Here is a 22,972-nt window from a genome sequence, read left to right as displayed (position 1 = left end):
TCAGGCGCGACGCGCGCGGCGTTCAGCGATAAATGCCACCAGGAAGAAGGCCCCGATGAGATCGAAGAAGCCCATGGCGATAAACAGCGGGTTAAAACCGATCTTGTCGGCGGTAACGCCGATAAGCAGCGAGAACAGGAAGCTGGCGATCCATGCGCAAGAGCCGCGCATGCCGTTAACGGTCGCCATCTGGCCTTTATCGAACGACTCCACCACCAGTGCACTGAGCATGCAGGAGATGATCTGGTGCCCGAAGCCGCCGATGGAGATCAGAATGATGGTGATATACGGATCGCGGGTCAGGGCGACGATGGCCAGCGAAACCATTAAAAACGCGCCGGTGACCGAGCTGGCGACCACAGAGTTAACCCGGCTACAGCCAAACCAGCGCGTATAGAGACGGGTTAAATAGCCGCTGGCGACGCTGCCGAGGTCGGCGGCTAAAAATGGCAGCCAGGCAAACATGGCGATCTGCTTCAGATCCATACCGTGCTCTTTCGCCAGATACAGCGGCACCCAGAAGCTCATCACCGCCCAGGCCGGTTCGGCCATAAACGCCGGAATAGCGATCCCGTAAAAGCGTTTATTCTTGCCAACGGTTTTCAGGGCAGTAAAGAAGGGGAGTTTGACGGCTGGCGGTTCGTTATCCTGCTGGATATACGCCAGCTCGTCTTTACTCAGGTTGGGATGCTTTTCCGGGTTATGGTAAAACAGCCACCACAGCAGCACCCACAGCAGTGCCAGCACGCCGGTAAACATAAACGCGCCTTGCCAGCCGAATGAGGCGTGGGCGAAATAGATAATCGGCGGTGCCAGCATCGCGCCAATGGAAAAACCCACGCCCGCCCAGCCCGCCGCAACCGGGCGCTCCTTTTTCGGGAACCATTCGCCGAGTGTTTTGGCGTTGGCGGGCGTCGCTGCGGCTTCCGCACCGCCCATTACAAAACGCAGCAGCGCCAGTTGCAGCCAGCTTCCCGCACCGGCATGGAAAATACAGGTTAACGCCCAGATGGAGGCGCAAATCAGAAAGCCGATTTTTAATCCGATGACGTCAATCAGCCAGCCGCAGAGGGGCTGGAAAACGGTATACGCCAGCTGGAACGCGCCGACAATCCACGAATACTGCTCGGTGGTAATGCCCAGGCTTTCTTTTAATTCCGGGGCGAGGATCCCCAGCGAGTTACGGGTGATGTAGTTAACCGTCACCCCCATCAAAAACAGGACCAGCACCCACCAGCGCAGGTTTTTCACAACGCGCCGGGTTTTTCCGGTCGCTAACGGCTCGTTCACACCCTGACTCATAACGGTCTCCAGACAGCGTTAATACGGTTTATTGGTATGACAACTCGCGGAACGGGGTTAACCGGACGGCACCGCGTGGATTTCATTTTCCGTTGAAATAGTGTTGGTATCGGTCACTCATACTGCGTATTGGTTGACCAATGTGAGACTAGTTAACGGTCTGGCGAGTAAAAAGCGGAAATTGCGCAAAAATTCTCATTAATGAGCGAAATTTCACGTTAAGTTATGTTAACCAATGAAAAGTCGATTATTTTTTGCGTGAAAATTTTTTCATTTCACAAACGGACATGGATCACACAATGCGTAAAAACCTAAAAATCAGCCTGATTGCCCAACAAACGGGTTTGTCGATCAGTACGGTGTCACGGGTACTGGCAGGGAAATCAAACACCAGCGAAGCGGCGCGGGCGCGGGTGATGGATTGCGCCCGCCAGCTTGGCGTGCTTGAGGGAATGGCGGCGGGGCGGCTGTTGTTGAATAACCTGCTGGTGTTCGCGCCGCAGCGCGCCTTTGATGAGCGTTCCGACATTTTTTATTACCGGGTGATCCAAAGCATCAATAAGGCGCTGGCTCCCCATGACGTGCGGTTGCGCTACTGTGCGCTGGAAGAAGAAGACAGCGACGCCAACCTGTTTCTGGCGCGGATGAACGAGCCGGATACCCAGGCTGCCCTCCTGCTGGGTATCGACAGCGCGCATATCCACGATCTGGCTGCCGATATCGGCAAACCCTGCGTGTTGATTAACTGCCGCGACCCGAAGATGCGCCTCCCGGCGGTGGCACCGGATCACCGCTCTATTGGCGAGGCCGCTGCCCGGTATCTGTTCGAGATGGGCCATAAGCAGGTGGTCAACCTGTTGTGCTTACGGCGCTACACCATGGATCTCAGGCTGGCGGGCATTAAAGAGAGCTGGGAAGCGCACAACCTGACGTTTGATGACTCCCGGCATCTGATTACCGCCAGCAGTTTCAGTGCAAAAGAGAGCGAGGCGCTGATCGGCGATTTTCTGGCGAACAATGCCGGGCCATTACCCAGCGCGATTCTGGCGGGTGGCGACTTTATGGCGGCGGGTGCGGTCACGGCGCTGCAAAAAGCCGGGTTGCGGGTGCCTCAGGATATCTCCGTAATGAGCATCGACGCGTTTAACCTGGCGGCTATTCAGGATGTGCCGTTGACCGCAATGCATGTGCCGCGCGATGAGCTGGGGGAAGAAGCGGTGTTGATGCTGCAACAGCGGCTGATCCGGCCTCATGCGCCGTGCGGCACGCTGTTATTGAATGGCACTCTGGCGGTCAGAGAGTCGGTGCGCCGTATCCGCAGCGGCAAACACGCCGCCGGAGTACGGCACAACGGCTTATATGACGATTAATGGCCGCACACCTCGCACTGCGGGTTGCGCGCCAGCTTCATCTCGCGGAACTGGCAGGTCATGGCGTCATACATCACGATTTTCCCTGCGGCGCTTTTGCCGTACTGGGCAAGAATTTTGATGGCTTCCATGGCCTGCATCGCGCCAATCACCCCAACCAGCGGGGCCATCACGCCCGCTTCCACGCAGCTTAACGCGCCGTCGCCGAATAGCCGGCTCAGGCAGCGGTAGCAGGGCGCGTTTTCGCCCCAGGTAAATACCGTGATTTGCCCTTCCATGCGGATCGCCGCACCGGAAACCAGCGGGATTTTTTCGGCGAACGCCAGCCGGTTGAGCTGATTACGCACCTCGACATTATCGGTACAGTCCAGCACCAGATCGTGGGCGGCGATTTGTTTCGCCATCGCCGTGTCGTCCAGCAGGGTGGCGACGGTATCAATCACGGCGTTGGGATTGATGGCGGTGAGCTGTTCGCGCGCTGAATCCACTTTCAGCAGCCCGACCGTGGCGTCGCGGTGCAGCGTCTGGCGTTGCAGATTGGATACCGAAACCGTGTCGAAATCGAGCAGGGTTAACTGCCCGACGCCCGCCGCCGCCAGATACTGGCTGGCGGCGCAGCCCAGCCCACCCAGGCCGACAATCAGCACCCGCGCGGCTTTCAGGCGCTCCTGGCCTTCAAAATCGAACCCGCGCAGCACGATTTGCCGGTTATAGCGCATCATCTCCTGGTCGGTGAGCTGCTCCATGGTTAACCTCCGAACAGATGATTGAACGGCTGGACTTCGACCCATTCACCGGCTTCTACGTTGCCGCGCTCGCGCTCCAGCACGACAAAACAGTTACCCTGGCTGAATGAGCTGAAAATATGCGATCCCTGATGTCCGGTAGTGACCACTTCCGGCGTGCCGTCCGCGCCGCGCTGCAAAATGCCGCGCTGGAAGTCGAGGCGTCCGGGGGATTTTTTAAAGCGGCCACCGGCGCGTACCCGCAGGGTTTGCGGCAGGGAAAGCGAATGCTGACCGTTCAGCTTCGCCAGTAACGGGATCACCAGTTGATAGAACGTCAGCGCCGCCGAAACCGGGTTGCCCGGCAGGCCGCAGAACCAGCTATCCGGCAGGCGGCCAAACGCGAAGGGTTTGCCCGGCTTGATCGCCAGTTTCCAGAAAGTAATTTCCCCCAGTTCTTCCAGCAGGGTTTTGGTGTAGTCCGCTTCGCCTACCGAGACGCCGCCAGAACTGAGCACCAGGTCCGCCTGGCTGTCGGCCTTGATAAACGCCGCGCGCAGCGCATCTTGATCGTCCGGGATAATTCCGAGGTTGATCACTTCGCAGCCGAGTTGTTCCAGCATCACATGGACCGCGAGGCGATTGGTATCATAAATCTGGCCGTCGCCGAGCGGCTGGCCCGGCAACTGAAGTTCATCGCCGGTGGAGAAAATCGCCACTTTGGTTTTACGCACCACATCCACATTCGGGATGCCGAGCGACGCCAGCATCGGCAGTTCGCCAACGGTGAGTTTAGTCCCGGCGGTCAGTACCGCCGCATCGCGCTGGATATCCTCCCCGCGCAGGCGAATATTTTGCCCAGCGCGCACCGGATGCGGGAAACGCACGCCCGCGTCGTTGGCATCGGCTTCTTCTTGCATGATCACCGCGTCGCAGCCTGCCGGAACCGGCGCGCCGGTCATAATGCGGATGCAAGTGCCCTGCGGCCATTCGCCCTGGAACGGCTGCCCGGCAAACGCTTTGCCCGCCACCGGCAGCACCGCGCCGTCTTTAACATCGCCCAGGCGCACCGCGTAGCCGTCCATTGCCGAATTATCGAAACCGGGAACATCCATCGGCGAGGTCACATCGCGCGCCAGCACCCGGCCAAAGGCCTGTTGCAGCGGTAAGGTTTCGGTATCGGTTAGCGGCGTAATACGGGCAAGCATCTGTCCACGGGCGTCATCAAGCGCCATCAGTCCAGCGGTGAAATCCATGAGCTCTCTCCAGGCGGGAAATAAAGGGTGCATTATGTCAGAAATCGCACGCCAGCGGGATGCCCCATCTGGGGGAAGGGGGCCGGGGCGCTTTACATCACATGTGGCACTTTCTATATTCAAATTCGATATGAATAAATTGCAACGATAATGATATTTATAAAGAAAACGTGGCAATGCCTTATTGATGCAGGATAAAGAGAGCATGGGAAAAGCGGTTATTGCCATACACGGCGGTGCGGGCGCGATTGCCCGGGCCAGCATGAGTACGGAGCGGGAACGGCAGTATATCGCCGCATTAGGCTCGGTTATTGAAGCCGGACAGGCGATTCTGGAGGCGGGCGGCAGCGCCCTGGACGCAGTTACCGAAGCCGTGCGGCTGCTGGAGGAGTGCCCGTTATTTAATGCCGGGATCGGCGCAGTATTCACCCGGGACGCCACCCACGAACTGGACGCCTGCGTGATGGAAGGCCATACCTTAAAGGCGGGCGCGGTGGCGGGAGTAAGCCATCTGCGTAACCCGGTGCTCGCAGCGCGGCTGGTGCTGGAGAATAGCCCGCACGTGCTGCTCATTGGCGACGGGGCGGAAGCTTTCGCCCGCCAGCACGGGATGGACAGCGTCTCGCCGGATATTTTTTCTACCCCGGAGCGGTTGGCGCAACTGCATCAGGCGCAGGAACAGAACGCGGTTCAGCTTGACCACAGCGCGCCGCTGGATGAGCGGCAAAAAATGGGCACCGTCGGCGCGGTGGCGCTGGATCGCTACGGCAATCTCGCGGCGGCCACCTCAACCGGCGGGATGACCAATAAATTACCGGGCCGGGTAGGGGATTCACCGCTGCCGGGCGCAGGGTGCTACGCCAATAACGCCAGCGTGGCGGTCTCCTGTACCGGTACTGGCGAAGTCTTTATTCGCGCCCTGGCGGCCTATGATATCGCTGCGCTGATGGAGTACGCCGCACTCAGCCTGCCTGAAGCGGCGGAGCGGGTAGTGATGGAGAAGATCCCGGCCCTCGGCGGCAGCGGCGGGCTTATCGCCATCGACCGGGAAGGCAACGTGGCAATGCCGTTTAACAGCGAAGGCATGTACCGTGGCTACGGCTATGTCGGCGATGCGCCTACGGTGGGTATTTATCCGGAAGCAGGAGGCCCTGGTGTCACAGAATGAAACGCTGGCGGACGATGACGTTCTCTCGGTTGAGGATCTCAATATTGCCTTCCGTCAGGAGCAGGGCGTTACCCAGGCAGTCAGTGGGCTGAATTTCTCGCTGCGGCGGGGTGAAACCCTGGCGATTGTCGGCGAGTCCGGCTCCGGGAAATCGGTCACCGCACTGGCGCTGATGCGGTTAATTGAGCAGGCGGGCGGCGAAGTGACCAGCGGTCCGATGCGGCTGCGGCGGCGCAACGGCCAGGTACTGGATCTTTCTACCGCCAGTGCGGGGCGGATGCGCGAAGTGCGCGGCGCGGATATGGCGATGATTTTCCAGGAGCCGATGACCTCCCTGAACCCGGTATTTCCGGTGGGCGAGCAAATCGCCGAGTCTATTCGTCTGCACCAGGGGCTGAGCCATAACAGCGCGCTGGCGGAGGCGAAGCGGATGCTCGATCTGGTGCGCATCCCCGAAGCCCAGGCGATCCTCTCCCGCTATCCGCACCAGCTTTCCGGCGGGATGCGCCAGCGGGTGATGATTGCGATGGCGCTCTCCTGTAAACCGGCGGTATTGATTGCCGACGAACCGACCACCGCGCTGGATGTCACGATTCAGGCGCAAATCCTCCAGCTAATCCGCGTATTGCAGCAGGAGATGTCCATGGGGGTGATTTTTATCACTCACGACATGGGCGTAGTGGCCGATCTGGCGGATCGGGTGCTGGTGATGTACCAGGGCAAGGCGGTAGAAACCGCCCCGGTTAACGATATCTTTAGCCATCCTCAACATCCCTACACCAAAGCGCTGCTGGCGGCAGTGCCGCGTCTGGGGTCGATGAAAGGCCATCCGCTGCCGCGTAAATTCCCGCTGCTCAACGACGCGGCCGGCGATGAGAAGCGCCCGGAACGCGATACGGTGATGACCGATGAAGGCCCAATTTTGCAGGTGCGTGATCTGGTAACCCGCTTTCCGGTGCGCAGCGGCATTCTCAATCGCGTAACCCGGGAAGTGCATGCCGTCGAGCAGGTTAGTTTTGATCTGTGGCCCGGCGAAACGTTAGCGCTGGTAGGCGAATCCGGCTGTGGGAAATCCACCATTGGGCGCTCGCTGTTAAGGCTGGTAGAGAGCGAATCCGGCAGCATCACCTTCGAAGGCAAACGCATTGACCGGTTAAGCCCGTCGGAAATGCAGCCGGTCCGCCGGGATATTCAGTTTATCTTCCAGGATCCGTACGCCTCCCTCGACCCGCGCCTGACGGTGGGTTATTCGATTATGGAGCCGCTGCTGGTGCATGGGCTAATGAAGGGCGAAGCCGCCGGGCAGCGCGTCGCCTGGCTACTGGAGCGCGTGGGGCTCAAGCCGGAACACGCCTGGCGCTACCCGCATGAGTTTTCCGGGGGCCAGCGCCAGCGGATTTGTATCGCCAGGGCGCTGGCGCTCAACCCAAAAGTGGTGATTGCCGACGAATCGGTGTCCGCGCTGGATGTGTCGATCCGCGCGCAGATCATCAACCTGCTGCTCGACTTACAGCGTGAATTCGGTATCGCCTTCTTGTTTATTTCGCACGACATGGCGGTAGTAGAACGTATCAGCCACCGCGTGGCGGTGATGTACCTCGGGCAGATTGTCGAGATCGGCCCGCGCCAGGCGGTATTTGAGAACCCGCAGCATCCGTATACCCGAAAACTGATGGCCGCCGTTCCGGTGGCTGACCCGACGCACCGTCGACGCCAGCCGGTGCTGTTATCCGATGAAATACCCAGCGCCACCCGCAGACGTGGAGATAACCCCTTTGTTGCGCCGCTGGTATCAGTCGGGCCTGACCACTTTGTGGCGCGCCATACCGTCGGTAACACGTAAATCTAATGATAAAAATGCAGGGATAATGAGGAAATAACATGACACAACCTATCACCCGTAAGTTACTGGTCGCAGCCAGCATCAGCGCGGCGCTGTTCGCCGGCTCCGCCTTCGCCGCGAAGGATGTCACCGTGGCGGTGGCGTCTAACTTCACGACGCTCGACCCGTATGACGCCAACGACACCCTGTCCCAGCAGGTCGCCAAATCGTTTTATCAGGGTCTGTTTGGCCTGGATAAAGAGATGAAAGTGAAAAACGTCCTGGCGGAAAGCTACACCGTTTCCGATGACGGGCGGGTATACACCGTCAAACTGCGTCAGGGCGTTAAATTCCAGGACGGCACTGACTTTAACGCCGCCGCGGTAAAAGTGAATCTCGATCGCGCCAGCAACCCGGATAACAAACTCAAGCGCTACAACCTGTATAAAAACATCGCCAGCACCGAGGCGGTCGATCCTGCTACCGTGAAGATCACCCTGAAGCAGCCGTTCTCGGCGTTTATTAATATCCTCGCCCATCCGGCGACGGCGATGATCTCTCCGGCGGCGCTGGAGAAATACGGTAAAGAGATCGGCTTCCACCCGGTGGGCACCGGGCCGTATGCGCTGGACACCTGGAACCAGACCGATTTCGTCAAAGTGAAAAAGAATGACGGCTACTGGGAACAGGGGTTGCCGAAGCTTGATACCATCACCTGGCGTCCGGTGGTCGATAACAACACCCGCGCGGCGATGCTGCAAACCGGCGAAGCGCAGTTTGCTTTCCCGATCCCTTACGAGCAGGCCGCCGTGCTTCAGAAGAACGACAAGCTGGATTTGGTAACCACGCCGTCAATCATGCAGCGCTACATCAGCATGAACGTCACCCAGAAACCGTTCGACAACCCGAAAGTGCGTGAAGCCATTAACTACGCCATCAACCGCGATGCGCTGGTGAAAGTCGCCTTTGCCGGGTTTGCGACACCGGCAACCGGCGTGGTGCCGCCCGCTATCGCCTTCGCCGAACCGTTTAAAGCCTGGCCTTACGATCCGGCCAAAGCACGCGCATTGCTGAAAGAGGCCGGTTATCCGAACGGTTTTGAAACCACCCTGTGGTCGTCCCATAATCACAGCACCGCGCAGAAAGTGTTGCAGTTTACCCAGCAGCAGCTGGCGCAGGTGGGCGTGAAGGTGAAACTGACCGCTATGGATGCCGGGCAACGTGCGGCGGAAGTGGAAGGCAAAAGCCAGAAAGAGAGCGGCGTGAGAATGTTCTACACCGGCTGGTCGGCGTCAACCGGTGAGGCCGACTGGGCGCTGTCGCCGCTGTTTGCTTCCCAGAACTGGCCGCCGACGCTGTTCAACACCGCGTTTTACAGCAATCCGCAGGTCGATAAAGACCTGACCGAGGCGCTGAAAACCACCGATAATGCCCAGAAAGCGAGCCTGTATCAAAACGCCCAGCAAATCATCTGGAAAGAATCGCCGTGGGTGCCGCTGGTAGTGGAAAAACTGGTTTCCGCGCACAGCAAAACGCTCAGTGGTTTTTACATGATGCCGGACACCGGCTTTAGTTTCGAAGACGCGGATATTAAATAATGGCGCACCCCCGGCAACGGGGGAGGCGTACGCTAAAGGATCGCGATGTTCAGTTATGTGGTGAAACGCCTGCTGGGATTAATCCCGACGCTGTTTATTGTGGCGGTGCTGGTGTTTTTATTTGTTCACCTGTTGCCCGGCGATCCGGCGCGGCTGATTGCCGGGCCGGAGGCCGATGCGCAGGTCATTGATATGGTGCGCAGCCAGTTGGGTCTCGATAAGCCTCTCTGGTCGCAGTTTTTGAGTTATATGGGCAACGTGGTCCAGGGCGATTTCGGCACCTCACTGGTGTCGCGCCGTCCGGTTTCTGAGGAGATCGCCAGCCGCTTTATGCCCACGCTGTGGCTAACTATCACCAGTATGGTCTGGGCGGTACTGTTTGGCCTGGCGGCGGGGGTGATTGCGGCGGTATGGCGCAACCGCTGGCCGGATCGCCTGAGTATGACCCTGGCGGTATCCGGCATCTCCTTCCCGGCGTTCGCCCTTGGGATGCTGCTGATGCAGGTGTTTTCCGTGGAGCTGGGCTGGCTGCCGACGGTGGGGGCCGATAGCTGGCAGCATTACATTCTGCCGTCCATCACCCTGGGCGCGGCGGTGTCGGCGGTAATGGCGCGTTTTACCCGCGCGTCGTTTGTCGATGTGCTGGGTGAAGACTACATCCGTACCGCCAGAGCCAAAGGCGTCAGCGAACGTTGGGTAGTAATGAAACATGCGCTACGCAACGCCATGATCCCGGTGGTCACCATGATGGGGCTACAGTTTGGCTTCCTGCTTGGCGGCTCGATTGTGGTGGAAAAAGTGTTTAACTGGCCGGGGCTCGGGCGCTTGCTGGTCGATTCGGTGGAAATGCGCGACTACCCGGTGATTCAGGCGGAGGTGCTGCTGTTTTCTCTGGAGTTTATTCTTATCAACTTAGTGGTGGACGTGCTTTATGCCGCCATTAACCCGGCTATCAGGTACAAGTAAGGATGCGACTTTTTAACTGGCGCCGACAGGCGGTACTCAACGCGATGCCAACCCTGCATCCTCATCAGGTGCGAACCCCGTGGTCGGAATTCTGGCGGCGGCTCAAGCGCCAGCCGGTGGCGGTGATCGCAGGCGGGTTTGTGCTGTTGCTGATTGTGCTGGCGGTAGCAGCCCCGTGGCTGGCACCGTTTGATGCAGAAAACTACTTCGATTATGACCGGCTCAACGACGGTCCGTCGCTGATGCACTGGTTCGGCGTCGACTCCCTGGGGCGCGATATTTTCAGCCGGGTGCTGGTCGGTTCGCGCATTTCACTGGCCGCCGGGGTGCTGGCGGTGTTGGTAGGCGCGGTAATTGGCACGGTATTTGGCTTGCTGGCGGGATTTTACGAAGGCTGGTGGGATCGCATCATCATGCGCATCTGCGATGTGCTGTTCGCTTTCCCGGGGATTTTACTGGCCATTGCCGTGGTGGCGGTGATGGGCAGCGGGATGACCAACGTGATCATCGCGGTGGCGATTTTCAGCATTCCGGCCTTTGCCCGCCTGGTGCGCGGGAATACCCTGGTTCTCAAACACCAGACGTTTATCGAATCGGCACGCAGCATTGGTGCATCGGATTTTACCCTCCTGTTCCGCCATATTTTGCCGGGCACGGTCTCGTCGATTGTGGTCTATTTCACCATGCGTATCGGCACATCGATTATCTCCGCCGCCAGCCTGTCGTTCCTCGGTCTTGGCGCGCAGCCACCTACGCCGGAATGGGGCGCGATGCTCAACGAAGCCCGCGCCGACATGGTGATTGCGCCGCACGTGGCGCTATTCCCAAGCCTGGCGATATTCCTGACGGTGCTGGCGTTTAATTTATTAGGCGACGGACTGCGGGATGCGCTGGACCCGAAAATAAAAGGATAAAAAAAAGGCTGCCGCTGGCAGCCTTGTTAACGGTGAGCGCGCTTAAACGCGGCTGCCCCACAGATCGTACTCGTCGGCGTTTTCCACTTTGACGCGGATAATGTCGCCCGGCTTGACGCCGGTTTCGCCGTTCAGGTAGACCGCGCCGTCGATTTCCGGAGCGTCCGCCATGCTGCGGCCAATCGCCCCTTCTTCGTCGACTTCATCGATGATGACCATGATTTCGCGGCCCACTTTTTCCTGTAGGCGCTCGGCGGAGATCTGCTGCTGAAGCTGCATAAAGCGGTTCCAGCGATCTTCTTTCACCTCTTCCGGGATTTGGTCCGGCAGTTGGTTAGCGCCAGCGCCTTCAACCGGGCTGTATTTAAAGCAGCCCACGCGGTCCAGACGGGCTTCCTTCAGGAAGTCGAGCAGCATCTGGAAGTCTTCTTCGGTTTCGCCAGGGAAGCCGACGATAAAGGTCGAGCGCAGGGTTAATTCCGGGCAAATCTCGCGCCACTGCTTGATGCGCTGAAGCTGACGGTCCACCGAACCCGGGCGCTTCATCAGTTTTAAAATGCGCGGGCTGGCGTGCTGTAACGGGATATCCAGGTAAGGCAGTACTTTGCCTTCGGCCATCAGCGGGATCACATCGTCGACGTGCGGGTACGGGTAAACGTAATGCAGGCGCGTCCAGATACCCAGTTTCGCCAGCTGTTCACACAGGCCGACCATACTGGTTTTCACCGGCTCGCCGTTGTGGAAGCCCATACGGTGTTTCACATCGACGCCGTAAGCGGAGGTATCCTGGGAGATCACCAGAATCTCTTTCACGCCCGCGTCCGCCAGACGTTTGGCTTCCGACAGCACCTCGCCAATCGGGCGGCTAACCAGATCGCCGCGCATCGACGGGATAATGCAGAAGGTGCAGCGATGGTTACAGCCTTCAGAAATTTTCAGATACGCGTAGTGGCGCGGGGTCAGCTTGACGCCCTGTTCAGGCACCAGGCTTAAAAACGGGTTGTGCTTCGGTTTCGGCACATAGTGATGCACATGTTCCAGCACCTGCTCGTAGCTGTGCGGCCCGGTGATTTCCAGCACCTTCGGGTGCACTTCGCGGATCTGGTCTTCTTTCGCGCCAAGACAGCCGGTCACAATAACTTTGCCGTTCTCGTTTAACGCTTCGCCAATGGCTTCCAACGACTCCTGCACCGCGCTGTCGATAAAGCCGCAGGTATTGACGATCACCATATCGGCGTTGTCATAGCTCGGCACCACGTCATACCCTTCGGTACGCAGTTCAGTCAGGATACGTTCAGAGTCCACCAGGTTTTTCGGGCAGCCCAGGGAGACGAAGCCGATTTTCGGCTGGTGTGATACATTGCTCATAAGGTCAAAAAATAGTCAGTTATCGAATGGTCAGGGCAAGGATTGTACGGATTTCCTTGATGAATTTATACAGATCTGTGCGTTAAAGCGGTGAAAGCCGTTGAGCGCCGCTGCGCTTTCCAATGAAGCGCGATATCAAAGCGTTAACCGGGCAGTAAAACGCGTATTTGTTCAAAGAGTTAGCCATTAAGTAATACTTATTTCGCCTTTGCGTTTCACTAATGGGTTTATAAGCGTAATCAGGTTACTTTGTATTCAGTCACCCACGCTTACGAGGTATTTAATGAAAAATTTAGATTTACTGGCGAAATTAGAAATGGCTAAAACGCTTCACAACCACGGCGTTGATTTAATTCAAATCGCAACCGCGACGGGGCTAACGCGACCTGAATTAATCGCTGCGCTTAAAATTATTGTCAGGGATGAAATTGACAGCCATCGAAAACGGGCTGTCCATGCTGCTTCTGCTGTAGCGCAGGCTTAATTAACCTTAGAGGCCGGTGAGTAACCACTGCACCATTTTATTGGTTTCTTTACGGGAGGAACAAAAAAGACTGAATTGCGGTAAAGGGAAGGGCGTTTCCAGTTTTCTTAATTGATACATTTCGGCATAGGTAGCGAATACCTTTTCCGGGATAATCCCCAAACAATTGGTTTTAGAAACGATTAATAGCAGAGAGGAAAATGATGTCGTCAACAGGCATCGTTCACTCGATCTAAATTTTTTATCAACGATGCTACGGTGGTAAATGATTTTTTCGTTTTTAGTATTATAACCAATCAGATTGGCATCTTTAAACAACGCCTCAGTAATCGTATCACCATAGTGTTGATTCTGTTGTGAGACGATCACTACCAGTTTCATATCAGCCAGCTTCTGGCAGATGATATGACTGTTCACTACCGCAAACGTGGAAAAAACGACGTCAGCCTGGCGCATATTTAACAGCTCTGTGATCTTATGTTCATTGAGATCGGCGGTGCGGTGCAACAGGCTGATGTCGGAATGCGTCGTAATGATTTTCTGCGTTAATTCAGGAACGACCAGCGGTGAAATAAATGATTCAGTATATAGCGTTAATCTTTTCTTTTTAACGAATGTCGATAGCGGAAGTAAATTCGACAGGTTATCCAAAACAGGTAAGATATTATCGTAGAGCTCATCGGCATAGACGGTGGGCAGCAGCATATTCCCGCTACGGACAAATAAATTATCGCCCATTAACTCGCGCAATTTTTTCAGCGACTGGCTGACGGCCGAGGCGGAAATGTCCAGCATATCCGCAACCTTGCTAATACTCCCCATGCTGTAAATCAAACAGAAAATCGCCAGCAGATTGAGGTCAATTTTTGTTAATGCGCAGGTTTGTTCTGAAACTGAATTAATGGACATAGATCCCTCAGCATCGACATGGGTGGACTGCCGGGCGTGTTTTTTAACATAGCAGAGAATAACGCCGCCGATGGGGTCAGCGGTCGAAAGAGTTACGTCGGTTAGAGAACGCTAAAATTCATTCATTCCTGGTATTGACCCCAAGCGGTGAGTGGCTTCGCTTCCTGCCGCTTCGCTAAGGTTGTGTCAATGTAAATAATGTTAATGTGTGATAGAAACTTGATTTAAAACATGTGAACGGTCAAAAATTAGCCATACTCTGTCTGTGCATGATAGATGTCGCACAGGGAGGATACCGTTATGTCCGTTGCCAGACTCAAACACGATCTTTACCAGAAGTTGATCGTGGCCAGAAATGCACTTTCTGCGTACCTGAAGTTGAGAAAAGCGAAGGGATATATGTCGGTGGCTGAGAGCAATCATCTGCGCGATAGTTTGTTCGATTTATGCGCTATCTGGCGGGAAAAATACCCGCGTTTGAAACTGGCGCTTCGCGAAGATGAACTGGCGGCATTACACCGCGGGCTGGATGCCATATCCAGCGCGGCGGTGTGTTTAATGACCGGCAGCCATGATTGCCCACTCTATATTACGGTAGATGCCGATAAGCTGGAGCGCGCCATCGACACATTGAACCTGAGCATTCGTCAACTCACCCACCATCAGGCTCCCGCAGAGGCCTGACCCCGGGGGAGCGTCGCTCCCCCGATTTGTTAAAGGTTTTGTAAAAATCCCGCCCTCCGCCGGCACGCTGGCTAACCTTATCGAAAACTGAGGAGAGAGCCATGAAAGCGCGCGTGTCCATTCTTGCAGCCCTGTTATTCGTCAGCGTTTCCACCCAGGCGCAGGACGTAAATGTTGAGGTCCTGCAAAGTAAGCTCGACCATCCGTGGTCGCTGGCGTTTTTACCGGATAATCAGGGCATGCTGATCACGCTGCGCGACGGTCAGCTTAAGCGCTGGCAGCCAGGGGAAGGGCTCTCCGATCCCATCGTCGGCGTGCCCGATGTGTGGGCCGAAGGGCAGGGCGGGCTGCTTGATGTGGTATTGGCACCCGATTTCGCCCAAAGCCGCCGGGTCTGGCTGAGCTATTCGGAAGCGGGCAGCGACGGCAAAGCGGGCACCGCCGTGGGTTATGGCCGCCTGAGCGATGACGTTAAACGGCTGGAAAATTTCACCGTGGTATTCCGTCAGAATCCAAAGCTCTCGACCGGCAATCACTTCGGCGGGCGAATGGTGTTTGACGGCAAAGGCTATCTGTATATTGCCTTAGGTGAAAATAACCAGCGCCCAACCGCCCAGGATTTGGATAAACATCAGGGCAAGCTGATCCGCCTGACCGATCAGGGCAACGTGCCGGACGATAATCCGTTCGTCAATCAACCGGGCGCGAAACCGGAAATCTGGGCGTACGGCATCCGCAACCCGCAGGGGCTTGCGATGAACCCGTGGAGCAACGCCCTGTGGCTTAACGAACATGGCCCGCGCGGCGGCGATGAGATCAATATTCCTGAACGCGGCAAAAACTACGGCTGGCCAATGGCCACCTGGGGCATCAACTACAGCGGGTTAAAGATCCCGGAAGCCAAAGGTGGGAAAGTGGCGGGCACCGAGCAGCCGATTTTCTGGTGGGAGCACTCCCCGGCGCTCAGCGGTATGGCGTTTTATAATGCCGATAAATTCCCGCAGTGGAAAAACAAATTGTTTATCGGCGCGCTGAAAGACAAGAATCTGATCGAAATGACGGTTAACGGCAATAGCGTTAAAGAGGACCGACGACTGCTGGAACCACGTAAACAGCGTATCCGCGATGTGCGCGTTGGGCCGGATGGCTATTTGTATGTGCTGACCGACGAATCCGACGGTCAGCTTTTGAAGATATCGCCGAAAAGCTAATCAGCTTACCGGGATCATCACGGTATGACGGAACGCCGCGCGCTCGCTAAGCTGCTGATACCAGCGCTGCAGATTAAGACGCGGCGTAAGCTCGATATCGATATTCCACAGATTGTAAACATAGGGCGCAACAGCGATGTCACCCGGTCCGAACTGATCGCCGGACAACCACGGCAGATGGGCCAGTTCGGCGTCCAGCATCCCCAGCAGTTTATCGCACTGGGCAATGCCCTCTTCGATTTGCGCCATATTGCGCTGCTCCGGCGGGGTTCTTACCAGGCCAAACAGCACAATACGGTGGGCAGGGGGCAAGGTCGACGCTGCCCAGTCCATCCATTTTTCGCCCTGGGCACGGACGGCGGGCGAATCAAACCAGATACGGTTTTGCCCATACTGCGCGGCTAAGTAACGCACGATGGTATTCGATTCCCACAGGGTGATGCCGGTTTCGTCATCACGCAGGCAGGGGATCAGCCCGTTGGGGTTCATCGCCAGATACGCCGGTTCGTTATTGAGGCCAAACTTTCCGCCTGCGGGGATGGCGTGATAAGGGAGTTCCAGCTCTTCCAGACACCACCGGACCTTTTTCACATTGGTGGAATTCTCTCTGCCCCAAACGGTAATCATGGTTCGCTCCTTAGATGCGCAGTAAAGTGTCAACATCATACTCTGCCATGTTCGCCTCTGGCGTGAAAGAACGCGAACAATTCATCAACACACGCTAAAAAAATGACCCGCGCGGCGGCATCAGTGCGCTAATTCGCATAAACTTTAAAAACTTTACCAACACAGTGTTTCTTTACGAGGATGAGTGGGTGACACTCACCGCTCATTGCGATGCATTTGATTTAATTTGTTTTGTTGAAAGGATACTCGGGTGGTACCTATGAACCAGAAAACGCGACTGACAATGATGCGTGTATGGGCTGCGGGCTCTGCGCTGTTACTGATTTCCTCCACGGCGGCCTATGCCGCAGAACAGGTTCAAACACCCGACGCGCCACCGGTGGAAGCCAGGGCGTGGATCCTGATGGATTATGCCAGCGGCAAAGTGCTTGCCGAAGGCAATGCCGATGAAAAGCTCGATCCGGCCAGCCTGACCAAACTGATGACCAGCTACGTGGTGGGCCAGGCGCTGAAAGCGCAGAAAATTCATCTTAACGATATGGTCACCGTAGGCAAAGACGCATGGGCGACGGGTAACCCGGCGCTGCGCGGTTCTTCGCTGATGTTCCTGAAACCGGGCGACCAGGTCTCAGTGGCGGATTTGAACAAAGGGGTGATTATCCAGTCGGGCAACGATGCCAGCATCGCCATTGCGGATTATGTGGCGGGCAGCCAGGACTCATTTGTCAGCCTGATGAACAGCTATGCCACCAAACTGGGGCTGACCAACACCACCTTCAAAACGGTTCACGGCCTGGATGCGCCGGGCCAGTTCAGTACCGCGCGGGATATGGCGCTGCTGGGCAAGGCGCTGATCCATGATGTGCCGGAAGAGTACGCCATCCATAAAGAGAAAGAGTTTACCTTCAATAAAATCCGCCAGCCAAACCGTAACCGGCTGCTGTGGAACACCACCATGAACGTCGACGGCATGAAAACCGGCACCACCGCCGGGGCGGGTTATAACCTGGTCGCGTCTGCAACCCAGGGCGACATGCGTTTAATTTCTGTGGTGCTGGGCGCGAAAACCGACGGCGTGCGTTTTCGCGAATCGGAAAAACTGCTGACCTGGGGCTTCCGCTTCTTCGAAACCGTGACGCCGATTAAGCCGGACGCCACCTTTGTGAACCAGCGCGTCTGGTTTGGCGATAAATCAGAGGTGAAACTGGGTGCGGGCGAAGCCGGTTCAGTGACTATCCCGAAAGGCCAGCTTAAAAACCTGAAAGCCACCTACACCCTGACCGAACCGCAGCTCACCGCACCGCTGAAAAAAGGCCAGGTGGTGGGCAATATTGATTTCCAGTTGAACGGCAAATCGATTGAACAGCGTCCGCTGATGGTGATGGAAGCGGTGGAAGAGGGCGGCTTCTTTAGCCGGATGTGGGATTTCGTGCTGATGAAATTCCACCAGTGGTTTGGCGACTGGTTCTAATCAGTAAAATGCTTCCCGCCTGCGGGCGGGAAGCCATTCCTGTTACCACATCAGCGTAATGTTTTTTTCCTGGGCGTAACGCACAAACTCTTCTTCCGGGCGGCTATCGGTGATCAGCGTATCGAACGCCGTGAGCGGGCCCATACAGGCCGAACGCACTTTCCCGAACTTACTGGCATCTGCCACCAGCACATGACGCTGGGCCATCTCCAGCGCCCAGTGTTTTACCGGCAGTTCATCGAGATTAAAACAGGTCGCCCCGTGGCGAATGTGAATACCCGCCGCTGAGAAAAACGCGATATCCGGGCACAAATTGCGCAGGGTTTCGTGGAAATTAAGCGGCTTGAAAATGGCGTTGCTGGCGTGGAATTCACCGCCGCACAGGATCACCCGGCACAGCGGTTTTTCCTGCAATGCCAGGAACGTATTCAGGGAATAACACACGCCGGTGAAGGGCATGTCGTCGTCCAGTGCGTCAATAATCCACGGCGTGGTGGTGCCGCAGTCGAAAAACAGCGTGTGATGCGGGCGGACCAACTCCGCTGCGTGACGAGCGGCTTTGCGCTTCTCTTCCACCAGACGGGTTTTCTGGTCGCTCAACAGATAATGACTTACAGCGGAGCTGCGCGGCTCCAGCACGATATAGCCGCCCAGCAGCACTACCGGCGCGTTGTTGCCGCTCAGGTCGCGGCGAATGGTCATTTCCGAAACGCCCAGCAACGCCGCCGCTTCTTTGAGATGGAGTTTGTCGCTGCGCTTTAATGCCTGCAACAGCTGCCCGATTCGATCGCCACGCCGTGTTTCCATATCACCTCTGTTATTGTCTTTACCCTGTCTGTGGGCCACGGCCTTCACCGCCAGCGGGCAATTTTACGCGTCGATGCCGCGTTAGTCACGCACCCAACCCTTGCGGATGGGCAGCGCGAAGCAGAATCGATAAATCCGGCACAAAAAACGGTACAGTGCACTGCCGTACAGGTTCCAGATTATCTGGGTGCTGAGGCAGGCCAGCAGGCCGACCAGCAGACCGCCCAGCATATCCAGCGGCCAGTGCACGCCGAGGTAAACCCGCGACCAGGCCACGGCGCAGGCGATAACAAACAGCGCCGCCCCCGACCACAGGCGATGCCAGAACAAAAACGCCAGCGCGAAGGTAAAAATCACCGTGCCGTGGTCGCTGGGCCATGAATAATCCGGCGCGTGGTGCAGGAAGTTATAGCCGATCCCTTCAACGAAAGGCCGTTCATGGGGGAACGTTTGCCCCAACACCCAGGAGACCGACATGCTGATAGCCAGGGCGATGGCGGTGCGGATCACCAGATGGCGCTGATAATCAACCTGATGGCGAGGCCCCCACAGCCAGAGCGCCACAATCAGCACCGGCACAATATGAATTAAATCTTTGGCGATAAAAATCGCAGCCTGGATAAGCCAGGCGGGGGAAGCTGGTGTGGCGTTGATCAGGTCAAACAACGACAGGTTTAGGGTTTCCATCATAATCCAGTCCTTAACGGTCCCGCGATCGGCGCCAGGGCGCGGCGCGAAAGGGGATAAACATAAAAGCGCAGCGCTGGCCGGTAAAGGGGTATTGTCTTAGTTATCGGTACGTTGTGTAACAACAGATAACTCCACACGCCTGATTAAAAACCCGCAATTCTGAATGAAACCTTAACGCCACGCGAAAACGTGCGTTTTCAGGATTTGTCGCACACAATTCACTATCTGAATCGCCCCCGTTTCATTACACTCTGCGCGATTTTCAATGGATGACTTTTACGCATGCAAACAACAACTTCTTCAGCCAAACGGCTGGGACGGCAAGCGCTGCTGTTCCCGCTCTGTCTGGTGCTTTATGAATTCTCGACGTATATCGGCAACGATATGATCCAACCCGGTATGCTGACGGTGGTGGCGCAGTATCAGGCGGGCGTGGAATGGGTGCCGACGTCGATGACCGCTTATCTGGCGGGTGGGATGTTTTTACAGTGGCTACTCGGGCCGCTTTCTGACCGCGTGGGCCGCCGCCCGGTGATGCTGTGGGGCGTGGTGTGGTTTATCGTCACCTGCCTGGCGACGCTGCTGGCGCAGAATATCGAGCAGTTTACGCTTTTGCGTTTCCTGCAGGGGATAAGCCTGTGCTTTATCGGCGCGGTGGGCTATGCCGCGATCCAGGAGTCGTTTGAGGAGGCGGTGTGTATCAAGATCACCGCGTTAATGGCGAACGTGGCACTGATTGCGCCGCTGCTCGGCCCGCTGGTAGGCGCGGCCTGGATCCACGTCGCGCCCTGGGAAATGATGTTTGTGCTGTTTGCCGTGCTGGCAGCGATCGCGTTCTTCGGGCTGTGGCGCGCCATGCCGGAAACCGCCACCCGCCTCGGCGAAAAGCTGTCGATGAAAGAGCTGGGGCGCGATTACCGTGAAGTGATGAAGAATGTACGCTTCATGGCGGGCGCGTTGTCAATTGGCTTTGTCAGCCTGCCGCTGTTGGCCTGGATCGCCCAGTCGCCGGTATTGATTATCAGTGGTGAAAAGCTCAGCACCTACGAATATGGCCTGTTGCAGGTACCCATTTTCGGCGCGCTGATTATCGGTAACCTGGTGCTGGCGCGCCTGACCTCGCGCCGTACCGTACGGGCGCTGATTATTATGGGCGGTTGGCCGATTGTGATTGGGCTGGCGGTGGCTGCGCTGGCGACGGTGGTTTCGTCTCATGCGTATTTATGGATGACCGCCGGGCTGAGCATTTACGCCTTCGGCATTGGCCTGGCTAATGCCGGGCTGGTGCGCCTGACGCTGTTTGCCAGCGATATGAGTAAAGGTACGGTTTCCGCCGCCATGGGGATGCTGCAAATGCTGATCTTCACCGTCGGGATTGAACTCAGCAAACACGCCTGGCTATTGGGCGGCAACGGGCTGTTCAGCCTGTTCAACCTCGCCAACGGGCTGCTGTGGCTGGGGCTGATGGTGGTGTTCCTGAAAGACAAAACCGTAGGCAGCGGGTTACAGCCGCAGTAAAAAAATCGCCCTCTGTTGAGGGCGATGTGTTAATTGAAGGGCGCTTCGCGATTCAGGACTTTATCAATCACATCAAGCACCGCCTGATGGTTGTTGTGTCCGGCCTGATAGCGGGCAATCGCGCGGATGTTCTCCGGCGCGTTCTGCATCGCAAACCCGTATCCCGCCTGGGTGAGCATTTCGATATCATTACCGCCGTCGCCGAACGTCACCACTTCGTGGTCTTCAATGCCCCAGCGTTGCTGAACGATGCGCAGGCCGTTGGCTTTATGCAGGCCGGGGATAATCAGATCGATAGAGCCGTGCCCGCTGGTTACCGGCACCACAATGCCCTCCAGCGATTCGCCCAGCGCAATCATGGTTTCGGCGAGAATATCGTCCGGCAGGTTAAGGGCGAATTTAAAGAACACGTCGTCGATGCCAGTAAAGCTGTCGACCTCTTTCAGGCGGTGGTAATAGCGTGCCGCCAACAGCTTAAATGCCGGGTCGTAGCTTTTCAGTATGTAACCCCACTGTTTGCCGCAGGCAATCACTTCGATATCCGGCAGGGTCAATAGGTGGTCCACCACAGTGTTGTATTCCTGAACGGTAAACTCACCGTTGAACATATCATCGCCCTCACAGACCACCCACGCCCCGTTATCGGCCACAAAGGCGATCTCATGGGCGATTTCCGGGAAGAACGAGTACAACTGGAAATACTGGTTGCCGCTCGCCACCGCAAAGCGGATGCCTTGCTCCTTCATGCGTGCGTACTGCGCTAAAAAGCGCGGGCGGTTGTACTGCTTCAGATCATCAAGAAAGGTGCCATCCATGTCGACAGCGATCAGTTTCACGCTCATCTGCATTGCTCCGTTGAACTTTCAATATGAGATTCAGGTTTTGCCACCGCACGGGCGACCAGCGCGGCGATAACCACCAGCGACAGCACCACAATCATAGCGCTGCGCAGACCGTAATGCTCGCCCAGGAACCCTAACAGCGGCGGGCCGACCAGGAAAGCCAGGTAGCCGGTGGTGGCGACCACGCTAACGCGCGTTGCGGCATCGGGGCCGGTATCGCTGGCGGCGGAAATGGTCAGCGGGAAGCCGAGCGATGCGCCAAGCCCCCACAGTAACACCGATGCGCCCGCCATCCAGGGGTTATCAACAAACACGATAATCGCAATCCCCAGCGCGCCCATTACAGCGCTGGCGCGCACCACCGCCACGCGGCTGTAGCGGTCGATAAACCAGCCGCCAGTGAAGCGGCCTACTGTCATGCCCAGCGTAAATCCGGCATAGATAATCGAGCCGGAAGTGGCGCTAAATCCGTGGCCGTCCACCATCAACAGCGGCAGCCAGTCGTTGGCCGAGCCTTCGGCGAACGCCATTGCCAGCACGATCAGGCCAATCAGTAGCAACTGGAAATCTTTATAAAACGGCACGCGCTGGTGGGCGTTGGCCTGTTTTTCCTGCTTTGACTCTTTCCCCACGCCATCGGGAATAGCGCGCATGGCGTAAATCATCGGCGCGATAGTCACCAGCCCGGCCAGCAGAATATGCCCATCGGCGCGGATATTGATTGCGGTCAGCGCCATACCCACGCCCGCGCCCGCCAGCGTACCGAGGCTGTAGAAACCGTGCATCATCGGCAGAATAGTCTTGTTGCTTTCACGCTCAACCACCGCGCCTTCGATATTCAATGCCACTTCGGATGAGCCGAGACCCGCGCCAAACAGCGCCAGACCGCTGGCAAACACAAAAGCGGTGGAAATGGCAAGCCCGCCGCTCATCAACAGGATGCCGGCAATCGCCAGGATCATACTGTTGCGGATCACGATGCGGGTGCCAAATCGCTTAACCAGCCAGGCGGAATTGAGTACGCCACTCATAGAACCGATCGACAGGCCAAACAGCACCACGCCCATTTCTGCGGTGGACACGGCGAGGCCGTCGCGGATAGCCGGGGTGCGGGTGGCCCAGGAGGCCATCAATAAACCGGGTAAAAAGAAAAAGATAAACAGCGCCCAGGTACGGCGACGTAGGGCCTGACGTGCGGTTAACGGCATTTACTAACCTGGATTCAGGAAAAGGTAAGACA

Annotated in this window: 21 protein-coding genes; 11 read left to right on the top strand and 10 right to left on the bottom strand. The window is 56.8% G+C overall.

From position 1 onward, the window contains the following. Positions 1-1,302, bottom strand: coding sequence for an MFS transporter (locus ACVV26_RS14410; protein ID WP_474797849.1), 1,302 nt, complete (start codon positions 1,300-1,302; stop codon positions 1-3). Between the two features lie 299 nt (positions 1,303-1,601). On the opposite strand from ACVV26_RS14410, the gene ACVV26_RS14405 reads away from it, so the two are divergent. Then, on the top strand, positions 1,602-2,672 hold the full coding sequence (locus ACVV26_RS14405; protein WP_474797847.1) for a LacI family DNA-binding transcriptional regulator: 1,071 nt from the start codon (positions 1,602-1,604) through the stop codon (positions 2,670-2,672). Here the strand turns inward: ACVV26_RS14405 and moeB are convergent. Together moeB and moeA are read right to left on the bottom strand one after the other, a co-directional pair. Then, positions 2,669-3,418 (bottom strand): molybdopterin-synthase adenylyltransferase MoeB, encoded by a 750-nt coding sequence (moeB, locus tag ACVV26_RS14400; protein ID WP_474797845.1) that lies wholly within the window; start codon positions 3,416-3,418, stop codon positions 2,669-2,671. The genes ACVV26_RS14405 and moeB overlap by 4 nt on opposite strands. 2 nt (positions 3,419-3,420) lie before the next feature. After that, positions 3,421-4,653, bottom strand: a complete 1,233-nt coding sequence (moeA, locus tag ACVV26_RS14395) for a molybdopterin molybdotransferase MoeA (RefSeq protein ID WP_474797843.1) — start codon at positions 4,651-4,653, stop codon at positions 3,421-3,423. A 205-nt stretch (positions 4,654-4,858) separates the two neighbouring features. On the opposite strand from moeA, the gene iaaA reads away from it, so the two are divergent. From iaaA to gsiD, 5 genes are read left to right on the top strand one after another with little or no spacing between them, the layout of a single operon-like run. Next, entirely contained in the window at positions 4,859-5,821 is a 963-nt protein-coding gene (iaaA, locus tag ACVV26_RS14390; RefSeq protein ID WP_474797840.1) for a beta-aspartyl-peptidase, read from the top strand. Beyond that, a complete protein-coding gene (gene gsiA, locus ACVV26_RS14385; RefSeq protein ID WP_474801857.1) occupies positions 5,766-7,664 on the top strand; it encodes a glutathione ABC transporter ATP-binding protein GsiA in 1,899 nt (632 codons plus the stop codon). Before iaaA ends, gsiA begins: the two co-directional genes overlap by 56 nt. 38 nt (positions 7,665-7,702) lie before the next feature. Continuing rightward, positions 7,703-9,241, top strand: a complete 1,539-nt coding sequence (gene gsiB, locus ACVV26_RS14380; RefSeq protein WP_474797838.1) for a glutathione ABC transporter substrate-binding protein GsiB — start codon at positions 7,703-7,705, stop codon at positions 9,239-9,241. A gap of 45 nt (positions 9,242-9,286) precedes the next feature. After that, on the top strand, positions 9,287-10,207 hold the full coding sequence (gsiC, locus tag ACVV26_RS14375) for a glutathione ABC transporter permease GsiC (RefSeq protein ID WP_312978550.1): 921 nt from the start codon (positions 9,287-9,289) through the stop codon (positions 10,205-10,207). A 2-nt stretch (positions 10,208-10,209) separates the two neighbouring features. After that, entirely contained in the window at positions 10,210-11,121 is a 912-nt protein-coding gene (gsiD, locus tag ACVV26_RS14370; protein WP_474797836.1) for a glutathione ABC transporter permease GsiD, read from the top strand. A 42-nt stretch (positions 11,122-11,163) separates the two neighbouring features. Here the strand turns inward: gsiD and rimO are convergent, their stop codons facing one another. Next, positions 11,164-12,489: a 30S ribosomal protein S12 methylthiotransferase RimO gene (rimO, locus tag ACVV26_RS14365; RefSeq protein ID WP_474797834.1), complete on the bottom strand. Its 1,326-nt coding sequence runs from the start codon at positions 12,487-12,489 to the stop codon at positions 11,164-11,166. A gap of 283 nt (positions 12,490-12,772) precedes the next feature. On the opposite strand from rimO, the gene ACVV26_RS14360 reads away from it, so the two are divergent. Further along, entirely contained in the window at positions 12,773-12,973 is a 201-nt protein-coding gene (locus ACVV26_RS14360) for a glycine cleavage system protein T (RefSeq protein WP_474797832.1), read from the top strand. Between the two features lie 6 nt (positions 12,974-12,979). Here ACVV26_RS14360 and ACVV26_RS14355 read toward each other — a convergent pair whose 3' ends face one another. Continuing rightward, positions 12,980-13,882 (bottom strand): LysR family transcriptional regulator, encoded by a 903-nt coding sequence (locus ACVV26_RS14355; RefSeq protein ID WP_474797830.1) that lies wholly within the window; start codon positions 13,880-13,882, stop codon positions 12,980-12,982. A 300-nt stretch (positions 13,883-14,182) separates the two neighbouring features. Between ACVV26_RS14355 and ACVV26_RS14350 the strand changes: the two genes are divergently transcribed. Further along, positions 14,183-14,566 carry a biofilm formation regulator BssR gene (locus ACVV26_RS14350; protein WP_474797828.1) on the top strand — a complete coding sequence of 128 codons (384 nt, stop codon included), beginning with the start codon at positions 14,183-14,185 and terminating at the stop codon, positions 14,564-14,566. Between the two features lie 101 nt (positions 14,567-14,667). Beyond that, positions 14,668-15,777 (top strand): PQQ-dependent sugar dehydrogenase, encoded by a 1,110-nt coding sequence (locus ACVV26_RS14345; RefSeq protein WP_474797826.1) that lies wholly within the window; start codon positions 14,668-14,670, stop codon positions 15,775-15,777. On the opposite strand, the gene ACVV26_RS14340 is transcribed toward ACVV26_RS14345, so the two are convergent. Next, complete coding sequence (locus ACVV26_RS14340; RefSeq protein ID WP_474797824.1) at positions 15,778-16,404, bottom strand: glutathione S-transferase family protein; 627 nt, start codon at positions 16,402-16,404, stop codon at positions 15,778-15,780. A 283-nt stretch (positions 16,405-16,687) separates the two neighbouring features. On the opposite strand from ACVV26_RS14340, the gene dacC reads away from it, so the two are divergent. Further along, positions 16,688-17,875, top strand: coding sequence for a serine-type D-Ala-D-Ala carboxypeptidase (gene dacC, locus ACVV26_RS14335; RefSeq protein WP_409515016.1), 1,188 nt, complete (start codon positions 16,688-16,690; stop codon positions 17,873-17,875). A gap of 42 nt (positions 17,876-17,917) precedes the next feature. Here dacC and deoR read toward each other — a convergent pair whose 3' ends face one another. After that, entirely contained in the window at positions 17,918-18,682 is a 765-nt protein-coding gene (gene deoR / locus ACVV26_RS14330) for a DNA-binding transcriptional repressor DeoR (protein ID WP_312978566.1), read from the bottom strand. Positions 18,683-18,763: 81 nt separating this feature from the next. After that, positions 18,764-19,372 carry an undecaprenyl-diphosphate phosphatase gene (gene ybjG, locus ACVV26_RS14325; protein ID WP_474797822.1) on the bottom strand — a complete coding sequence of 203 codons (609 nt, stop codon included), beginning with the start codon at positions 19,370-19,372 and terminating at the stop codon, positions 18,764-18,766. Positions 19,373-19,654: 282 nt separating this feature from the next. Here ybjG and ACVV26_RS14320 point away from each other — a divergent pair, with 282 nt between their 5' ends. Then, entirely contained in the window at positions 19,655-20,890 is a 1,236-nt protein-coding gene (locus ACVV26_RS14320) for an MFS transporter (protein ID WP_474797820.1), read from the top strand. Between the two features lie 29 nt (positions 20,891-20,919). Here ACVV26_RS14320 and ACVV26_RS14315 read toward each other — a convergent pair whose 3' ends face one another. Next, complete coding sequence (locus tag ACVV26_RS14315) at positions 20,920-21,732, bottom strand: Cof-type HAD-IIB family hydrolase (protein WP_312978572.1); 813 nt, start codon at positions 21,730-21,732, stop codon at positions 20,920-20,922. Continuing rightward, positions 21,729-22,940, bottom strand: a complete 1,212-nt coding sequence (locus ACVV26_RS14310) for an MFS transporter (protein WP_474797818.1) — start codon at positions 22,938-22,940, stop codon at positions 21,729-21,731. Before ACVV26_RS14310 ends, ACVV26_RS14315 begins: the two co-directional genes overlap by 4 nt. Between the last annotated feature and the right edge of the window lie 32 nt (positions 22,941-22,972).

This window comes from Atlantibacter sp. MEI4A-1023 (assembly GCF_056155425.1).
This window is presented reverse-complemented; position numbering and strand designations above follow the sequence as displayed.